This is a genomic window from Pseudomonas sp. BF-B-26, from assembly GCF_019956495.1.
Taxonomy (GTDB): Bacteria; Pseudomonadota; Gammaproteobacteria; order Pseudomonadales; family Pseudomonadaceae; genus Aquipseudomonas.
The window spans coordinates 1-18389 of record NZ_JAHBDP010000052.1; the positions used below are offsets into that span (position 1 = coordinate 1).

The window sequence follows — 18389 nt, forward strand, 5'->3', positions numbered from 1 at the left end:
GAGCAGCAGCGGCGGTTGATCAATCAGTTCAAGGTTTGATCCGAAGGCCCCTTCGCGAGCAAGCCCGCTCCCACATTGGATTTATAGTGTTCGCGAAATTTGTGGCCGACATCGGGCCCTGTGGGAGTGAGCCTGCTCGCGATGGCGTCGGATCTGGCGCAGTGCATAAACCTGTTTAACGACGACTGATTAAAGACGCTCGGTGTTACGTCATAAGCGGCTACAACACCTTGCGTCGTTACCTACGCCCTCTCCCCACGGGGGAGAGGAGAAAGGGAGCAGATCTTTGTTGCTTTCAAAGCCTGAGTTCGACTCTATATCTCAGCTCGCCGTATTCCGAGCAAACACCTCGGTCAGTTCCCTCTCCCCCCGGGAGAGGGCTAGGGTGAGGGCTGGTTCCGAAGCCTCGTGAAAAGTCCAGAAACACCACGACTTCACTCTAAACGCACGCAGTCTTCCTCAACTCACAACCAACAGGAGCACCATCATGGATTTGGCTATTTCGGGTCGCTGGGCCATCGTCTGCGCCGCAAGCAAAGGGCTGGGGCTGGCCTGTGCGCGAGCCTTGGCGAAGGAGGGCGTCAATCTGGTGATCAACGCTCGTGGCAATGAAACCTTGCAGGCCGCGGCCGAAGAATTGCGCAACCTGGCACCGAGCATCGAAGTGCGCACGGTGGCTGGGGACATCAGCACGCCTGCGGTGCGTGAGCAGGTGTTGGCGGCGTGTCCGCAGGTGGACATTCTGGTCAATAACGCTGGCGGTCCGCCGCCGGGTGACTTCCGGGACTGGCAGCGCGAAGACTGGTTGAAAGCGCTGGACGCCAACATGCTCACACCCATCGAGCTGATCAAGGCCTGCGTCGATGGCATGGCCGAGCGCGGGTTCGGGCGCATCGTCAACATCACCTCTGGCGCGGTGAAGGCGCCGATCGATGTGCTGGGCCTGTCCAACGGCGCCCGCAGCGGGCTGACCGGTTTCATCGCCGGGCTCGCGCGTCAGTCGCGTCTGGCCGGGCACAACGTCACCATCAACAACCTGCTGCCAGGCCCGTTCGAGACTGAGCGCCTGCACAAAACCCTGAGTGCCGCCGCCGAAGCCAACAGCACCACGGTCGAGAGCATCAGCGAGCAGCGCCGCCAGCACGTGCCGGCCCAGCGTTTTGGGCAGCCCGACGAGTTCGGCGCCTACTGCGCGTTCATCTGCAGCGCCCACGCCGGTTTCCTCACCGGGCAAAACCTGTTGCTGGACGGTGGTAGTTACCCCGGTACGTTCTGATTTTTTGGGGGGATGACATTCGGTGATCCCCCAATCAGATCCCCTCATTATTCAGCTGTCGGGTGCGTGATTAGAGTGAGGTGGCTTGCCCAATGTCAGTCAGCCAAGACGCAGAACCTGTGGGAGCGAACTGTGGTGAGGGGATTTATCCCCGTTGGGTCGCGAAGCGGCCCCCGCATCCGTTCAGACAGACCGGTTTGTCCGGATTGACGACTGCTTCGCAGCCGAACGGGGATAAATCCCCTCACCACAGTTCGCTCCCACAGGGATTGCGGTGTTCAGAACCTTGGCTGACAGGTATTGGGTCGCTTGCATCCACAACAATAAGAGCGCCCCTCATGAACATTCCGAGTGCCGAAACCCTGCGGCTGACCGCCGCGTCTGCCACCGAGCGCCCGACCAGCGTGCGCTGGCGGATCTTCCTCATCATGTTGCTGCTGACCGCGATCAACTACATCGACCGCGCTTCGCTGTCGGTGGCCTTGCCGCTGATTTCCAGTGAGTTCCAGATTCCGCCAGCGCTGGAAGGCTTGATGCTCAGCGCGTTTTTCTGGTCCTACGCGTTGATGCAGATTCCCGGTGGCATGCTGCTGGATCGTTTCCAGACCCGCCGTGTGATCGTCATCGCGACCGTCGCCTGGGGCGCCTTTCAGGCCCTGGCCGCTGGCGCGCACAACTGGATCATGCTGCTGATCACCCGCATGGGCCTGGGCATTGCCGAGTCGCCGATCATGCCCGCCGGGGCCAAACTCAATGGCGCCTGGCTGACCCCTAACGAACGCGGACGCGGCGCAGTGCTGGTCGATGGCGGTGCACCGCTGGGCAGTGCCTTCGGCGCGATCATCATTGCCGGCCTGATCGGTTGGTTCGACTCCTGGCGTATCGCCTTCGTGATCGCCGGCATCGGCACCATGCTCGCCGGCGTGCTGGCCTGGAAATACATCCGCAACCATCCCAGCGAACACCCTGGGGTGAATGCTGCGGAACTGGCGCACATCACCAAGGGCAATACCAAAGTCAGCCAACCCGGCGCGGTCACCAGTGTTCCTTTCAAGGAGCTGCTCAAGGATCGTTCGGTGCTGGCGATGTTCGCCGGTTATTGCTGCATCCTCAGTGTGTTCTACGGTTTGCTGACCTGGATGCCGAGCTACCTGCACCAGACCCACGGCCTGAACATTTCAAGCATGGGCGGGGCGACGTTCCTGATCTTCATGTGCGGTTTTGTCGGCGAGCTGGTTGGCGGTTATCTGGGGGATAAATGGAAGTCCAGCGGCGCTTCGCCCAATCTGGTGATGCGCAGCATGTTCAGCGGTTCGGCGCTGGTGGCGGCCCTGTGCATGCTGGCGGTGGCGTATGCGAGCGAGGCCAGCAAAGCGATCGGCTTGCTCTGCGTGGCGATGTTTTTCATTCGCTGGTGCGGCATGTACTGGTGCATTCCGTCGATCCTCGGCGGCACCTCGAAAACCGGCGTATTGGCCGGCACCATGAACTTCTGCGGGAACATGGCCGGGGTGATCGTGCCGATCCTGATCGGGCTGATCGTGCAGTTCACCGGGTCGTACTTCCTGGTGCTGATCTTCTTCGTGGTCATGGCCATGCTGCTGGCGATATTCTCCAGCCTGATCGATTATCGGGAACGAGGGCTGGCGTGAAAGGAGCGGAGGGTAGGTGAGCGTCGATATCGAATGCGTGGTGGTCGGGGCCGGAGTGGTCGGGCTGGCGGTCGCCAGAGCCCTGGCCCGCAGCGGGCGGGACGTGATCCTGGTCGAGGCGGGCGAGGGCATTGGCGTGGGCATCAGCTCGCGCAATTCGGAAGTGATCCACGCCGGCATTTACTACCCGAGCGGCAGCCTCAAGGCGCAAGTGTGCGTGGAGGGCAAGCAACGCCTTTACGCCTTTTGCGATGAGCGCGGCGTCGATTATCGGCGCCTGGGCAAGCTGATCGTCGCCACCGATGACGGTCAGTGCGCGGCCTTGCGGAAGTTGTTGGCGCAGGGCCACAGCAACGGCGTCGATGACTTGCAATGGCTGGACGCCGACCAGGCGCGGGAATTTGAACCGGCAGTGTCCTGCGTCGCTGCGCTCTGGTCGCCGTCCACCGGGATCGTCGATTCCCATGCCCTGATGCTGGCGCTTCAGGCAGATGCCGAGGCCAGCGCCACGTCGCTGGTTTTTCATACGCCGCTGGCGTCGGCCCGTTGCACCGAGCAAGGTTTCGAACTGCAGATGGACGGTGCCCAACCGATGACCTTGAGCTGCCGTGAGTTGATCAATTGCGCCGGATTGTTTGCGCCTGAGGTGGCGAGCCGGATTGAAGGCTTGCCGTCGCAGCACGTTCCAACTGCCCGGCTATGCAAGGGCAGCTATTTCAGTTTCAGCGGTCGGGCGCCGTTCCGGCATCTGGTGTATCCGGCCCCGGAAAGTGCGGGGCTGGGTGTGCACATGACGCTGGATCTGGGCGGCCAGGCGCGCTTCGGGCCGGACGTCGAATGGGTCGATCAGGTCGATTATCGTGTGGATCCACGCCGAGCCGATGGCTTCTACGAGGCGATCCGGCGCTACTGGCCGGGATTGCCCGATAACAGCCTGCAACCGGCTTACAGCGGCATCCGCCCGAAAATCACCGGACCGACCGAGCCGGCGGCCGACTTTGTCATCAGTGGCCCGGCCGAGCATGGTGTGCCGGGGCTGGTGAACCTGTTCGGAATCGAGTCACCGGGGTTGACCAGTTGCCTGGCGCTGGCCGATCGGGTGGTGGACCATCTGCCCCCGCATTCGCAGGTCGCGAAGTGACCGGTAATCAGCGTTTGCAATGCCGCTCGCCGTGGGGGCTATGCTTGGCAGTGCGCCCATCACAATGGGAGACCTGCGATGATTAACGTACGCACTGCCCGCATGCTTGCCGATTACAAACGCTGGGCCAATCAACGCCTCTTTGACAGCCTGGCCGCACTGCCACCGGGTGAGGTCAATAAAGAGCGCGTGTCGGTGTTCAAGAACATGATCGGCACCCTGAACCACATCTACGTGGTGGACTGCATCTGGCGAGCCCACCTTGAAGGCCGAGGGCACGGCTTTAAAACTTCACACGATCTGCTGCACCCCGAACTCGCCGAGCTGCGCCTGGCGCAAAAGGACATCGATCACTGGTATTGCGACTGGAGCGAACGGCAGACCGATGCCTCACTGGATAAACCCGTCGAGTTCAGCTTTGTCTCGGGGGAAAGCGGCATCATGAGCGCCGGCGCGATACTGATGCATGTGGTCAACCACGCCAGTTATCACCGCGGCTGGGTGATCCAGATGTATTTCGAGATCCCGGTCATGCCACCGGTCACTGACCTGCCGGTATACCTGCGCGAGACCGACCCCGCTGCTTTCCAATCGATTAATGCCCCGGCAGCGGCGCCGACATGTGTTGGGCTATTCGCGAGCGCAACCAACGTTCTGCCGGATCGTTATCGTTGACCCCGTTCCAGACCATGGACAGTTCGGAGAGGACGATGTCAAACGGCGGGTCGTCGGCCCGCAGCTGACTGCTGCCTTCAATCAGCGCGCACGCCGCGTAGTCCGGCACCGTGGCCAGCATATCGGTGCCGGCCAGCAAGGCGCGCAGGCCGGCGAACTGCGGCACCGCCAGCACCACCCGGCGTGAGCGGCCGATACGTGCGAGGTCGTTGTCGATGGCACCGGTCAAATCCCCGGAAAACGACACCAGCGCATGCGGACGTTCGCAGTATTCATCCAGGGTCAGGGTGCCGGGGCGATTGTCGCCGCGCAGGATCTTCACGCTCAGGTCGCGCAACTTCTTGCGCTTGGCGTTGGCTGGCAGCTCCGTGGTGTAGCTGATCCCGACGGAAATCTCCCCGCTGGAGAGCATCGACGACATCAGCAGAAAATTCACCCGCCGCACCACCACCACAACGTTCTGCGCCTCTTCGCGTATTTGCTTGAGCAACGGAGGAAACAGGCCGAACTCGGCGTCGTCGGACAGGCCGATGCGAAACACATCGCGGCTGGTGGACGGGTCGAAATCCTTGGCCCGGCTGACCGCGCCGGAGATGGTGTCCATCGCCGGCTGCAATTCCTTGAGGATCGCCAATGCGCGCTGGGTCGGCTCCAGCACCCGACCGTTACGCACCAGCAGCGGGTCGTCGAACAGATCGCGCAACTTGGCCAGTGAGGCACTGACGGCGGGCTGACCGAGAAACAGCTTCTCCCCGGCCCGGGTCAGGTTCTTTTCGAACATCAGGGTTTCGAAAATCACCAGCAGGTTCATGTCGACGCGGCGCAGGTCGTTGCGGTTCATGCGGGGTTACTCGCAGGATTTCGGGGTCTTTTCAGTAAAGCACCAAACCCGTGGCGATGAGGCAAGCTCCTCGCCACGGGGTTAGGGGCTACTCCGGCGGGTCGAGTTGATCCAGCACCCGATTTACCGCGAGTTCACCCAGCATGATGACTTGCGCAATGCCCAGCAGGGAGTGGCGACTCGGCCCGTCCATATGATCCGCCAGATCCATGGTCATGACATTGGCCGAGGCCAGCGATTCGCACGCATGGGCCAGCAAGGCGCTGTAGCTTTCGCGAAGTAACCTGGAAAGCTTTTAAACAAGGGAATGTTTAACAGATCGAATCGATATCCAGCGTATACGGCGCCCCGATGGTATGCCCATAGATCGAACCCATCAGCGCGTCCTGATCCGGGTCCACCGGCGCCATGGCCAGTGGGTTCTTGACCTTGTTCTCAGGATGCGCCAGCCAGCGATCGACGTTTTTCGTCAGCTCCTCGGGCTGTTCTGACAGCGATCCGTAAAGCGCTTGTGCGCTAATCCTCTGAGGATGAATGCTTTTCAGGCGTGCGACTGTGGTCTCAATCTTGCTTTTTTCAAGGCTGAGTGCGCGGATGTTGTTCTCCTGGGTGCGAGCGTAAGCCTGCGAACGACCACTTAAATCACGTTCTATCTCACGCAGCTGACTGGTGATTTGTGCCAGTGAGCCCTCGACCCAATTAAACTCGCTATCAGCGATCCGCGTCAGTTTCTCATCGTGCGCCTGCTTCCACCGCAGCAGAACCGCCCAACACGCCGGAACATACCCACTGGTCATCAAATGATTCCCGGCCTGGAGGATCTGCGCCAGCAATGGCGGCCGATGCGGCAGCCCGTTTTTCTGCTGAATCGCCAAGGAGCATGCCGCATGTTGGGTGATGGTGTCGCAGCCGGGTTCCCACAGGATCGCGGACTTTTTCCCACGCTCAAACTCTACCGGCATGAAGTGCTGCAACTTGCCATGGTGATCGTAGGGCTCGCCCGTCCAGTTCGTGATGCCCGCAAAGAACACCGACAGACCGGCCGACACGTTGGCAAACGTCAAGGCCAACCCCGCCCCGAACACACCGGCCTTGGTGTCCATCCAGGTGCCTGGCACGCTCGGCACCGGGTCGTTGTGGTTGACGATGCGGTGATGCACCAGGTCCTTCGCGCCTGCGACGAAGTTGGCATCGCCCGCGCGCGGGGCGCCGTAGGTGTAGAGCTGGAGGGTGTAGTCGAAGCCTGGGCGGCGACGCAGCATTTCGGAGAGCAGCAAAGCAACGGCGCCGCCAAGGCTGTGGCCGCAGATCATAAGCTTCTGTCCGGCGTAAAATTTTTCGAGGTATTTAGTTACGAAGTCGTAGGCGGTCTGCGCAGACTCGTAGAAACCTCGGTGTACTTTGCCGTCGGTATCTTCAAACGGCACCTGAGAGGCGTCGGCATCGCGCAGCCCGTCCGCCATGAGTTCGGAAGTGCCACGCACGGCGACCAGAATCAGTTCGTCGTTGTGAGTGATGAACGCTTGTGTATCAGTCGCGTCAGAACCAAGCGTCCTGTCATCGAGAAAGTGAGTTTTGGCAGGGTGCTCCTGATCATCTACTTTATCGAGTTTGTTGACTTCATAGAGGCCCGGATCGAACGGCACGATTTCCAGACGCTTGGAGTACGGCACATCTTCATACAGTGGGTAGAAGGCTATTTTTTGCTCCGCATCGACACGCCACAACTCATCAAACTTGGCCAACGCATCGCCGAACCAATTCCCCACGCTGGGTTGTATAGGGAAGGTTACGGTCGTCGTTTTAACCGGATGACCGTCTGGCTGCTGCCCGAAAGGGCAATAGCTCAGCGTAGCCATCAGTGCGAGCTGGTAGAGATTCAGCGCGCAAAACTCTGGGGCGGTCGACAGCATTGGTCGCAACGCTCGCAGAGGACGCACTTCCAGAACCGTGTGTTTAAGGGGCATCAGCGCAATGCCGAGCTTTCCATATTCACCCATGATTTTTGCTCGGTTTGGGCTATGGGGATAATGACGATAGACCTCGGGCGGCAGGTGGGAAACGTACTTGACCAAGTGACGTACTTCTACTTGGAGGAACTCATCTGCGCAGTCTTGTGCCGGATTTGTCCGGGTGCGGGTTGAGTTGTGATTCAGATAGCGGGTTTGTTCGGCGCGGACCTGCAGTTCGGTGAGTTCGAGCGGGTAACTATCTCTGCTTTGCAGTTCGATATAGGTTTTTTCATGTCCTTGATATTTTTGATCAAGGAGGAGCATTACTGGGCCGGCAAAGTGGTTAGTGAACTTACCGATGCCGTTAGTATCCAGATAGCCACCGTAGGATTGCCCTTCTGAGTCAGTAACTGTGTAGGCCAATCCAGCGTAGGGTTCGCCCGACCCCGCCTCGTCAACCAACTGAAAACTGCTCGACTTCCCCTGTACTGGGCAGGCCAATATACGACTGCTCAACCGTGATTCCAGATCTTTTTCCAATGACGCCATGTCAAACGCTCCTTATTCTGTGCAGCCTGGGTAAATGGTGCATTGCCTTCCATCCGGCATCCGGAAACTGCTGAAGTCTTTGAAGTTGCCGAGGCAAAAGGCGTATTGATCTTCAAAGTTGTCTCCCATGCAGCGCTTCCAGCCTTTGGGAACTTTTACCCAGGTATCATCCATATAAGGCCTTTCCTCGCCAGCCAACGTAATCTTCATCTTCACGGTCTTACCCGGTAGCTGATCGAGGCTGTACCCCGAATATGGGTGGCCACGCTCCAGCTCGCCTCGGGCGTTGATTTCTTTGCAATCTAGGATTTTGACGATGCGTCGCTGGGCACCCGAAGTACGAAACAGCCACTGGCACTGACCATAAAAAGTACTTTCACCCGATTCGCTGAAAGTGCCTTTGTACCGCTCCTCCAAATCATCGCGAATGACGACCACTGCGCCATCTCCACCGAAATCCCCCCGATGTGTCCAATACGAAGAGTTGATTTCCAGGTTGATGCGCCTGATCACCAGCGGACAGCCACTGACTGTCCGATACATGGCAATTTCAGAATTCGGCGTGTAACTTTCACGCCACTTCATGTTGTACCCGACTGCAGTATTCCTTCCCCCCGGCACGGTGCAGGTTTCACCTTTGGCGGGTACATACTCGGCGATGGCCTTATAGGCAAAGTTGGGCGGTAAATCGGCGGTGAAAGTGAATGTGTCTGGCTTACTCTTGGCACAGCCAGTGGTTAGCGCAATGCAGCAACACAAAGCAGAAAATTTCAGCAGCAACTTCTGCTGCGAAGACAAAAATGGCATTTGATTAATATCCTTATTCCGTGCAGCCGGGGTAAATAGTGCAGACGCGTCCATCCACCATTTTGAAGTTGCTAAAATCTTCGTGATTTCCGAAGCAAAACGCGTATTGGTCTTCAAAGTTATCGCCCATACAGCGCTTCCAGCCGTCAGGTACCTTGACCCAAGTATCTTTAATGGCCGGCCGTTCCGTACCGGCCAACTTGATCTTCATCTTCACGGTCTTACCTGGAAGCTGATCGAGGGTGTAAGCCGAAAAGGGATGGCCTCGGTCCAGCTCGCCATTTGCCTCAGCTGACTTGCAGTCAAGAATTTTGCGGAGGATGCGAGGCTTACCCGAGGTGCGGAACAGCCACTGACAGTGGCCATAAAAAGTACTCTCGCCAGCTTCGTTGAAGCGGCTTTTGTACTTTTCCTCCAGCTCATTGGTGATTACGACTGTGGCGAAATCTCCACCGAAATCGCCTCGTTCTTTGCCGTAAGAGGAATTGATGTCCAGCTTGATGCGCGATATGACCAGCAGACAGCCGCTTACCGTCCGATAGATGGCAATTTCAGAATTCGGTGTGTAACTTTCACGCCACTTCATGTTGTACCCGACTGCAGTATTTCTTCCCCCCGGCACGGTGCAGGTTTCACCTTTGGCGGGCATATACTCGGCGATGGCCTTATAGGCAAAATCGGGCGGTAAATCGGCGGTGAAGGTGAATGTGTCCGGCTGCCCAGTAGAGCAACCCGTGACCAACGCAAGACAACAACCCACACCTGCAATGCCTGCTATCCGTTTCATAGCGGCACATCCCCCCGCCAAAAACCCACCAACTGCCGCACCCGTTCAAAGTGCTCCACCGGACTCTCATCACCCCGCACCTCCCACTGCGGTGACAACGTAAAACCTGGCGTCTGCAAACTCTGAATCAATAGAAATTCCAACTGCTGCGGCTCCAACCAGCCCCATGCATCCGCCAGGGCCAAGCGCTCACGCAACCACACGTCAGGGTCATGCACTTCGGCGAGGTTGGCGTAGGCCTCCACGTGCTCGGCCAACAAGTAACGGTGGGCGTTGAGCCGGCGAATTTCCGAGGCCTGGGGTTGAGGCAGGGGCGTGCGCAACCAGAGGGGGTTGTCCGGCACGGGATGCGTGCCGGGGGCGGGGTTAAGCGTTGTTTTCCAGGCTGTGCCGTCCCAGTAGCACACGCTGATCGCCGGCCCGAGTAAGGCCGGATACGCTTCGACCGGCAAATGTTGCAGTGCCCGACTCAAGACTCGATTGTCGTGAAAGCGGTACAGCGCCTGATAGGGGCGCGTCCCGACAATCAACCGCTCTTGCCAGTGACTGACCAGTTGGCGCAAGGCGCCTTTTTCCACGCTCGCGAGCCAGCCCCAGTTGCGTTCTGGATGATCCAGCAGGTCATCGAGGCGTCTGTCGCCGGACGGATCCAGCGTGAAGATGAACGGACCGGCATCGGCCAGATTCGCGAGGGTCGTGCCGTTGTAGACGCTCAAGTACTGGTCATGTCCGCTGGCCTTCAACAACAGCTGACGGGTTTCGCGTTCGTTCTGCGAGTCCAGCACCAGGCACAACTCATGGCCCGAGCGGCGTTGTTCGTTCATCCATTGGCGGGGGAGTGCGTTGATCATGCGGCCGCTCCTTCCGTCAGGCAGACGCCATCACGGCAGGCTTCGCAGATCGGGCAAAAGTCCGCCGCCAGCGCGTTGCTTGCCGCCATCAGTGCGGGCTGGGACGACGCGAGCATAGGCGGCAGTTCAGGTGGTACAGACAAGCCGTCAACTGACCGAGGCATTGCGATTGAGGCGGCTGGCGCACGCATGGGAGCTCCGCCAATCTGGAGTTCGCTGCTGCCGAAAATCCCGCCGCCGCCCACCACCAAGTGTTCTCCACCTGCGTTGATTGTGAAGCTTGACCCGGCGTTAAAAATCACGTGATCACCTGCCTCGGCAATAATAAGGCGGCCAGCGCCTAGCACCAGCGCTTGATCAACGTGGGTGTGGCTGTTGCCGGCAACTTGCAGATAATCGTTGGCCTTCAGCTGTATGTGCCGGTCGCCGGTGGTGGTTCGATGTTCGGTGGCTTCCAGCACGGTAAAACTGTCGCCCTTGACGGTGGTGCACTGCTCGTTGCCGATCTCCATTCGGCTGTCGTTCTCTATCCGCTGTTCCATGTCCCGCTGGGCGCGAAGGTAAATCAACTCCTGGCCGGCACGGTCTTCAACGTGCAGTTCGTTGAACCCCGTGCTGTCCGGCGAACTGCGGGAGCGGAATACGCTACGGGTTTTATTTGCAGGTAATTCGTAGGGCACCGGGTTGGCGCTGTTGGCGAGGCATCCAATGATTTCGGGATGATCGGGGTCGCCTTCCTGAAAACTCACCTGGACCTCCATGCCGACTCTAGGCACGGCGACGCCGCCAAAGGCATTACCGGCCAGGAGGGAGGAGACCCGCAGCCAACAACTGCTTTTATCGTCGTGACGGCCTTCGCGATCCCAGAAGAACTGCACCTTGACCCGACCGTAGTCGTCGCAGTGGATTTCCTCGCCTTTCGGGCCGGTGACCACTGCGCTCTGATTGCCGGCGATGCGTGGTTTGTCATGGGGCAGCGGCGAGCGGTAGATCACATCCCAAGGCGTGGCGAGGAATTGGTTGCGATAACCCTGAAAGCCGTTTTGATCGCCGGTGCCGGTGTAGGTCGCGTACTGTTGCAGGACCTGCGGTTGCGCCCCTTCATGCTCGATTTCGGTCAGCAACCACAGGTCGTTCCATTCTTCGTCCGGATGTTCGGACAGCGGCAGGAAGTGCCCGGAGAGCAGCGTTGGTTGATCGCTTTTACCCCGCGCCACACGGCACTCGGCGCGGTGACGCTCAAGTGCGCGTCGACTCAACAGCTTGCCGCGATCACGTTGGGAAAAACGGCCGGGGTACTGGTAATCCTCCAGATCCGGCTGAGTCCTGGACATATCAGACCTGCTCTCGGCCTCCAGCAAGATACGCGCTTTGTTGAAGTCATAATCGCGGCGAGTGGTGCGGCTGGTACCTGCTTTCACTTGCACGTCAAAGTGGCTGATCACAGGCGTTTCGGCGACCATGCCATCGTCATGCTTATAGCGCGTTGGACGGTCGAGCCTGGGAAAAACGGTCTGGTCGTCACCAAACACCAACACATGTTTTTCGCGGCTGTGCTGGAAGTGGTAGTGCAGGCCTTCTTCTTGGCATAGGCGTTCTATGAACTGGCGATCCGACTCGTCGTACTGAACGCAATACTCTCGGTCCGGAGAGTCGCCGCCCACCTGAAACTGGTGAAAATCACGATTGATGCCGTGGCCTTCCAGTACCTGCGCAATGATTTGCGGGACGGTCATTTTCTGAAAAATGCGGCGATTGTTGCGGTGGTCGAGATACGCCAATCGAGGCACCAGGGTCACGGTATAACGGGTCAGGCGATTACCGAGGCTGCCTTTGCCCACGCAATGAATTTGCCCATGAATGCCGTTGCCAGCATCGTTGAAGGCGAGGAAGGCTTGTTTGTTCAACAAGCTGTCCTGGTTCAGGTCCTGCCTGTCGCTGACCAGTTCGATTTCAAAGGCGTAAGGCTGGCTGATGAACTCCTTGCCGGTGAATTTGAGCACCTGAAGGTCATGTTCAATGTCTTTGATCGTGAGGCTGAAACGGGAGTGAGGGCTAGCGTCGAACATCCATGATTCCTTGTCCTGTGACGTGGCACAGGCTCCGGGACGTTGATGCAACACGCGTGAAAGGCCTTCCATGGCCAGATCACAACAGGACGTCCTGGAGCCGGGTTCGGTGCAACGCTACCAAGGGTGCATAGGAATTGATGTCAGACGCTTCCCAAAATGTTGTTACACATCAGTCTGGGGGTGACCCGGGCCGGATTCTGTCAGCACTTTCCTGAACGTTTCCACCAGCGGCCGCAAGTTGATCCGGTGCCACGCGGCCCACAGCGGCGTGGTGAAGGAAATCCATGGCACTTCCCGCAGCACCACGCCGGGTGGTGCGTTGCGGCTCAGGCCTTTCTGGATCATGGCGATGCCCAGCCCCGACGCCACTAATCCCAACGCGGTGAAAGGTTCAGTGGCTTCCATGCGAATGTCCGGGGTGAAACCGGCGCGGATGCAGGCGCTGACGAAGTCGTCGCGGCTGGCGGCGTCCTGGCGGGGTTGCACGCCGATCCATTCCTGATCGGCCAGGTCCGCCGAGGTCAGTGTTGTGTGGTTAGCCAACGGATGATGTTCGGGCAGGGCCAGCAGCATCGGATCGTCCAGCACCTGAAAACCCAGCAGATCTGGATCGTCGGCGACGGGCGGTTCGCTGACCAGGGCGATATCCAGACTACGCTGACGCAGGCCTTCGAGTTGTTCGGCGGAATTGAGGTTATACAGCGCGACGTGCACGTTCGGCCGGTCAACCCGCAGCACCCGCAAGGCATTGGGCAAGACGCCGGCGTGCATAGCGTTTTCGATGTAGCCGATGCACAAGCCGCCTTCTTCACCGCGACCGAGGCGCTTGCCCAGAGATTCCAGGCGATTGGCGTGGATCAGCAGGGCGCGGGTTTCGGCCAGGAAAGTCTGGCCATCGCGGGTCAGGCGAATGCGTTGCTGGCTGCGCTCGAACAGGGTCAGCCCCAGGCGCTCTTCGAGCTGGGCGATCTGCCGGCTCAAAGGCGATTGGGAAATGTGCAGGCGTTCGGCGGCGCGACCGACGTGTTCTTCTTCGGCGACGGCGACGAAGTAGCGCAATTGGCGGATGTCGATCATGTCAGACCTATAGGGACTCAAGTGCTGCACATTATGTCTTGGACGGTCCGATCATCGCAATCTAGGATCTGCTCAACGGTCACCTCTGCTGACCCCTGACACTCAAGAGGAAAAACCCATGAGCTTGAAAGACAAACTGCCCGGCGCCCTCGGTTTCGGCACCGCCCCATTGGGCAACATGTTCCGCGCCATTCCTGAAGAAGAGGCGATGGCCACCGTCCACGCTGCCTGGGATGCCGGTGTGCGTTACTTCGACACCGCACCGTTTTACGGTTCGGGCCTGTCGGAAATTCGCCTGGGCGCCGCGTTGGCCCAGTACAACCGCGACGACTATGTGCTGAGCAGCAAAGTCGGCCGAGTGATTCTCGATGAAGTCGAAGACGCCGCGGCCCGTGACTTGGGCGAAAAAAGCGGAGTATTCGAACACGGCCGCCCGAACAAGATCGTCAACGACTACAGCGCCGACGCCACGATGCGTTCCATCGAAGACAGCCTCAAGCGCCTGCAAACCGATCGTCTGGACATCGTCTGGGTGCATGACATCGCCCAGGACTTCTACGGCGATCAATGGCTGGAATACTTCAACCAGGCCCGCACCGGCGCCTTCAAGGTGCTGACCCGTTTGCGCGAAGAGGGCGTGATCAAGGGCTGGGGCCTGGGCGTGAACAAGGTTGAGCCGTGCGAGCTGACCCTGGATCTGACCGAAGCCCAGCCGGACGGCTTTCTGCTGGCCGGTCGCTACACGCTGCTCGATCACGACCGTGCGTTGCAACGCTTGATGGACGCCGCGCTGGCACAGAACGTCGAGATCGTGGTCGGTGGTCCTTACAGCTCGGGCATTCTGGCCGGTGGTACACACTTCGAATACCAGAAAGCCAGCCCGGCGATCATCAATAAAGTCGAGCAGATCAAGCGAATTGCTGCCGCCCATGGTGTCGACATCAAAGCGGCTGCGTTGCAGTTCTCGTTGGCTAACCCGGCCGTGGCGGCGGTGATTCCAGGCTCCAGCCGTCCGGACCGGATTGCTGAAGACGTTGCCGCGATGTCGGCGGTCATTCCCGCTGCTTTCTGGCAGGCGATGCGCGAGGCGAAACTGGTGTCCGAACGTGCGCCATTGCCGATCATTGGAGGTTGAGCATGAAAATCGATCTGAGTGGAAAACTCGCCATTGTCAGCGGCAGCACCGCCGGCATTGGCCTGGGCATCAGCAAGGCGCTGGCCGAATCCGGCGCCACGGTGGTGGTGATCGGCCGCGAGACGGCCAAGGTCGAACAGGCGCTGGCGAGCATTCGCCAGAGCGTGCCGGACGCGCAGTTGCGTGGCCTGACCGCCGATTTGGGCACGGCCGAAGGCGCCGAGTTGTTGTTCGCCGCCGAACCACGGGCGGACATCCTGGTGAACAACCTCGGGATCTTCAACGACGTGGATTTCTTCGACACGCCGGACAGCGAGTGGACGCGTTTTTATGAGGTCAACGTAATCTCTGGCGTGCGCCTGTCCCGCCATTACGTGCCGGACATGGTCAAGCAGGGCTGGGGTCGGGTGATCTTCCTGTCCTCGGAATCCGGGGTCGCAACACCGGCCGACATGCTCAACTACGGCGTGACCAAAAGCGCCAACCTGGCGGTGTCCCATGGTTTGGCCAAACGGCTGGCGGGCACTGGGGTGACGGTTAATGCCATCCTGCCTGGCCCGACGTTGACCGATGGCCTGGAGCAGATGCTCAAGGACGCCACTGACAAATCGGGGCGCAGCGTTCGGGAAGAAGCCGACGCCTTCGTGCGCAAGGCTCGGCCGACCTCGATCATCCAGCGCGTGGCGGATGTCGAGGAGGTCGCGAATCTGGTGGCTTATATCGCCTCGCCGCTGTCTTCGGCCACTACTGGCGCAGCTTTACGGGTCGACGGCGGCGTCGTCGACAGCATGGCGATCTGAACCTTATTGATTGAGAGAGACTATTTCATGGCTACAGCATCAGCATTCATCGACATCCCGGCGACCACCGACCAGGTTTGGCAATTGATTGGCGGCTTTAATTCGTTGCCGGACTGGCTGCCGTTTATTCCCAAAAGCGAGCTGAGTGAAGGCGGCCGGGTGCGTAGCCTGCAAACGGCGGACGGGGCGGTGGTGGTTGAACGGTTGGAGGCGTTTGATAACGCCGGGAAGACTTACAGCTATTCGATTTTGCAGGCACCGTTTCCGGCGACTGACTATCTGGCGACTATCAGTGTTGAAGCGCAGGGGCAGGGTGCGCGAGTGACGTGGTCGGGGCGGTTTACGCCTGTCGGTGTGAGCAATAAAGAGGTTGAGGATTTGTTTGCCGGGATTTACCAGGGCGGCCTCGAAGCCCTGCGCGCCAACTACCCGGCCTGACCCTGAACTGATCGTTCCCACGCTCTGCGTGGGAATGCCTCTAGGGACGCTCCGCGTTCCAGCTCTCGAAAGGGACGCGGAGCGTCCCGGGCTGCATTCCCACGCAGAGCGTGGGAACGATCAGCTACTGAGCCGGCAATTTAAGCTCCGCGCACAACCCACCCCCCTCACGATTACTCAACGTCAACGATCCCCCGATCGCCAGCGCCAGCTGCTGCGCAATCGCCAACCCCAAACCGGTCCCGCCGGTACTGCGGTTACGCGAATTCTCCACGCGATAAAACGGTTCCATCACCTGAGCCAATTCTTCCTCGGCAATCCCTGGCCCGCGGTCCATCACCTTCACCGACAAACTGCCGTCAGCCTTCGCTTCTACCCACAACTCGGCGGCGCCGGCGAACTTCAGCGCGTTGTCCGTCAGGTTCACCAGCACCCGCCGCAAGGCGTGCGGCCGGGTGTTGATCACCGCGTCGCTTTTACCGCCCAGCTGCACGTCTTTGCCCATGTCCTGATAGTCGAACACCAGGCTGTCGAGGAACGAATCCAGATTGGTGCGGCGACTTTCTTCGGTGGCGCCATGAACGCTGCGGGCATAGGCCACGCCTTCGCGCACCAGGTGTTCTATCTCGCCAAGGTCATTCCAGAGTTTGTCTTTCTCGGCGCAGTCGTCCATGAATTCGGCGCGCAGTTTCATCCGGGTGATCGGGGTTTGCAGATCGTGGGAAATCGCCGCCAGCAGTTGCATGCGTTCCTTGAGGTAAGCGGCGATGCGCGCCTGCATCGAATTGAACGCCTTGGCGGCATGCGCGACTTCGGTCGGGCCTTTTTCGTCCAGGTGCACCGCGTGGGTGTTGGGGTCCAGGGTCTCCACCGCCTGAGCCAGGCGGGTGAGAGGGCGGATGGCGATTCTCACGGCCAGCCAGGTGCAGATGAGCATCAGTGCCAGTTGCCCCAGCAACACGATGGGCAGCCACGGCGACAACGGCACCATCGAGGGCCGAATGTCGATGGTCACCGGGCTGCCGTCCGCCAGTTTCAGGTGGACCTGATAATGTTTTTCCGGCCCGGGGATGTCGGTCATCGTCATCGGGTAATCCTTGCCGATGGCCTCTTTGATCGACGTCATCGCCATCGGTGAATCGCTCATGGGCACGCCCGGCGAGCCTTCGTTCAACAAATAGCGGTAGTTGCGTCGATCCAGTTGTTGCAGCCAGCTCATGCGTTCTTCGGCCGGCAAGCGGTCGAGGATGGCGATGGAGGTCGAGACGTCGGTTTCCAGATTGCCCAGCATGGTGTTCTTCGTGCTTTGGTAGCGCTCGTAGTACTGCGCGCCGAAAGACAGCACCTGCGCGAGAATCAAGCCGATCAGGAAGATCAGCGACAGCCGCGAGGCGAGCGTGCGAGGCCAGTGCATCGAGAGGTTCATGAGGGCGCCCCAAGCACTTCCACCGGCAGCGAAAACACATAGCCTTCGCTGCGCACGGTTTTGATGTAGGCCGGTTCGCGGGCATCGTCCAGCAAGCGCTGGCGCAAGCGGCTGACCAGCAAGTCGATGGAGCGGTCGAACAGGTCGGCATCGCGGCCTTGGGTCAGGTTCAGCAGTTGATCGCGATTGAGTACCCGCTGAGGGTGATCGAGGAATACCCGCAGCAACCGATATTCCGCGCCACTGAGCGCGATCATCGTGCCGTCCTCATCGAGCAGGTGCCGGGCCGAGGTGTCCAGGCGCCAGCGCCCGAAGGCCAGCAAGCGACCGCTTTCGGTGACCACCAGGTTGGGCGGCAGCATCCGCGTGCGGCGCAGCACGGCGTTGATTCGGGCGAGCAGTTCACGGGCGGCAAATGGCTTGACCAGGTAATCGTCGGCGCCCATTTCCAGGCCGATGATGCGGTCGGTTTCATCGTTGCGCGCGGTGAGCATCAGCACCGGCGTGGCCTTGTGTTTGCCGGCGCGCAACTCACGGCACAGCATCAGGCCATCGTCGCCCGGCATCATGATGTCGAGCACGATCAGGTCCACCGGCGTGGATTCCAGAAAGGTGCGCATTTGCCGTCCATCCGCGACGACGGTGGTGCGCAGGCCGTTTTTCTTGAGGTAGTTGCCTACCAGTTCCCGGATCTCGCGGTCATCGTCCACGATGAGAATGTGATCGACGTGTTCCATTTGGCCAGGCCTCTGTAGATGGGGGATGTCGCGCAGTCTATCGAGCCTTGGCCCGCTCGCCCGCAGTCCTTTGTATTGCAGTGTATCTGGCCTGTCGGTGGATACACGTGGACGCAAAAACACCCATTTTCAGGGCATTTGTATCGCTCTGTATCCCGGCCCGGTTCTGATAC

General features: G+C 59.7%; 16 protein-coding genes and 1 pseudogene. 7 read left to right on the forward strand and 10 right to left on the reverse strand.

Features of this window, described 5'->3' with window-relative positions; genetic code table 11:
* Window positions 1-487: 487 nt before the first annotated feature.
* The 4 genes from KGB03_RS03730 (at window position 488) to KGB03_RS03745 (ending at window position 4744) form a co-directional block, all read left to right on the forward strand.
* Window positions 488-1276, forward strand: coding sequence for an SDR family oxidoreductase (locus KGB03_RS03730; protein ID WP_192410706.1), 789 nt, complete (start codon window positions 488-490; stop codon window positions 1274-1276).
* Window positions 1277-1614: 338 nt separating this feature from the next.
* Window positions 1615-2928: an MFS transporter gene (locus KGB03_RS03735; RefSeq protein WP_223526377.1), complete on the forward strand. Its 1314-nt coding sequence runs from the start codon at window positions 1615-1617 to the stop codon at window positions 2926-2928.
* Between the two features lie 16 nt (window positions 2929-2944).
* Window positions 2945-4069, forward strand: a complete 1125-nt coding sequence (locus tag KGB03_RS03740) for an NAD(P)/FAD-dependent oxidoreductase (RefSeq protein WP_223526378.1) — start codon at window positions 2945-2947, stop codon at window positions 4067-4069.
* A gap of 78 nt (window positions 4070-4147) precedes the next feature.
* Complete coding sequence (locus KGB03_RS03745; protein ID WP_134098780.1) at window positions 4148-4744, forward strand: DinB family protein; 597 nt, start codon at window positions 4148-4150, stop codon at window positions 4742-4744.
* Here KGB03_RS03745 and KGB03_RS03750 read toward each other — a convergent pair.
* The 8 genes and pseudogenes from KGB03_RS03750 to KGB03_RS03785 all read right to left on the reverse strand — a co-directional run bounded on the left by KGB03_RS03750 (window position 4665) and on the right by KGB03_RS03785 (window position 13680).
* Window positions 4665-5585: a LysR substrate-binding domain-containing protein gene (locus KGB03_RS03750; RefSeq protein WP_218536218.1), complete on the reverse strand. Its 921-nt coding sequence runs from the start codon at window positions 5583-5585 to the stop codon at window positions 4665-4667. The two genes, KGB03_RS03745 and KGB03_RS03750, sit on opposite strands and share 80 nt — an antisense overlap.
* An 88-nt stretch (window positions 5586-5673) precedes the next feature.
* Window positions 5674-5844 (reverse strand): annotated as a pseudogene (locus KGB03_RS03755) (DUF6124 family protein); the annotation flags it as partial.
* A 52-nt stretch (window positions 5845-5896) separates the two neighbouring features.
* The gene (locus KGB03_RS03760; protein ID WP_223526379.1) at window positions 5897-8086 is read right to left on the reverse strand and encodes a lipase family protein; all 2190 of its coding nucleotides are present in this window, start codon (window positions 8084-8086) and stop codon (window positions 5897-5899) included.
* A 12-nt stretch (window positions 8087-8098) separates the two neighbouring features.
* Entirely contained in the window at window positions 8099-8893 is a 795-nt protein-coding gene (locus tag KGB03_RS03765) for a hypothetical protein (RefSeq protein WP_223526380.1), read from the reverse strand.
* 13 nt (window positions 8894-8906) lie between these two features.
* A complete protein-coding gene (locus tag KGB03_RS03770) occupies window positions 8907-9680 on the reverse strand; it encodes a hypothetical protein (RefSeq protein WP_223526381.1) in 774 nt (257 codons plus the stop codon).
* The gene (locus tag KGB03_RS03775) at window positions 9677-10531 is read right to left on the reverse strand and encodes a DUF4123 domain-containing protein (RefSeq protein ID WP_223526382.1); all 855 of its coding nucleotides are present in this window, start codon (window positions 10529-10531) and stop codon (window positions 9677-9679) included. The genes KGB03_RS03770 and KGB03_RS03775 overlap by 4 nt, the downstream gene beginning before the upstream one ends.
* Window positions 10528-12600 (reverse strand): type VI secretion system tip protein VgrG, encoded by a 2073-nt coding sequence (locus tag KGB03_RS03780; protein ID WP_223526383.1) that lies wholly within the window; start codon window positions 12598-12600, stop codon window positions 10528-10530. Before KGB03_RS03780 ends, KGB03_RS03775 begins: the two co-directional genes overlap by 4 nt.
* A 165-nt stretch (window positions 12601-12765) precedes the next feature.
* Window positions 12766-13680 carry a LysR substrate-binding domain-containing protein gene (locus tag KGB03_RS03785; RefSeq protein ID WP_223526384.1) on the reverse strand — a complete coding sequence of 305 codons (915 nt, stop codon included), beginning with the start codon at window positions 13678-13680 and terminating at the stop codon, window positions 12766-12768.
* Between the two features lie 118 nt (window positions 13681-13798).
* On the opposite strand from KGB03_RS03785, the gene KGB03_RS03790 reads away from it, so the two are divergent.
* From KGB03_RS03790 to KGB03_RS03800, 3 genes are read left to right on the forward strand one after another with little or no spacing between them, the layout of a single operon-like run.
* Window positions 13799-14815 (forward strand): aldo/keto reductase, encoded by a 1017-nt coding sequence (locus KGB03_RS03790; RefSeq protein WP_218536225.1) that lies wholly within the window; start codon window positions 13799-13801, stop codon window positions 14813-14815.
* A 2-nt stretch (window positions 14816-14817) separates the two neighbouring features.
* On the forward strand, window positions 14818-15615 hold the full coding sequence (locus tag KGB03_RS03795; protein WP_111448766.1) for an SDR family NAD(P)-dependent oxidoreductase: 798 nt from the start codon (window positions 14818-14820) through the stop codon (window positions 15613-15615).
* 27 nt (window positions 15616-15642) lie between these two features.
* Window positions 15643-16053 (forward strand): SRPBCC family protein, encoded by a 411-nt coding sequence (locus tag KGB03_RS03800; protein ID WP_218536229.1) that lies wholly within the window; start codon window positions 15643-15645, stop codon window positions 16051-16053.
* A gap of 124 nt (window positions 16054-16177) precedes the next feature.
* On the opposite strand, the gene KGB03_RS03805 is transcribed toward KGB03_RS03800, so the two are convergent.
* Window positions 16178-17479, reverse strand: coding sequence for a sensor histidine kinase (locus KGB03_RS03805; RefSeq protein ID WP_223526385.1), 1302 nt, complete (start codon window positions 17477-17479; stop codon window positions 16178-16180).
* Window positions 17476-18216 carry a response regulator gene (locus tag KGB03_RS03810; RefSeq protein WP_223526386.1) on the reverse strand — a complete coding sequence of 247 codons (741 nt, stop codon included), beginning with the start codon at window positions 18214-18216 and terminating at the stop codon, window positions 17476-17478. Before KGB03_RS03810 ends, KGB03_RS03805 begins: the two co-directional genes overlap by 4 nt.
* Window positions 18217-18389 lie beyond the last annotated feature (173 nt).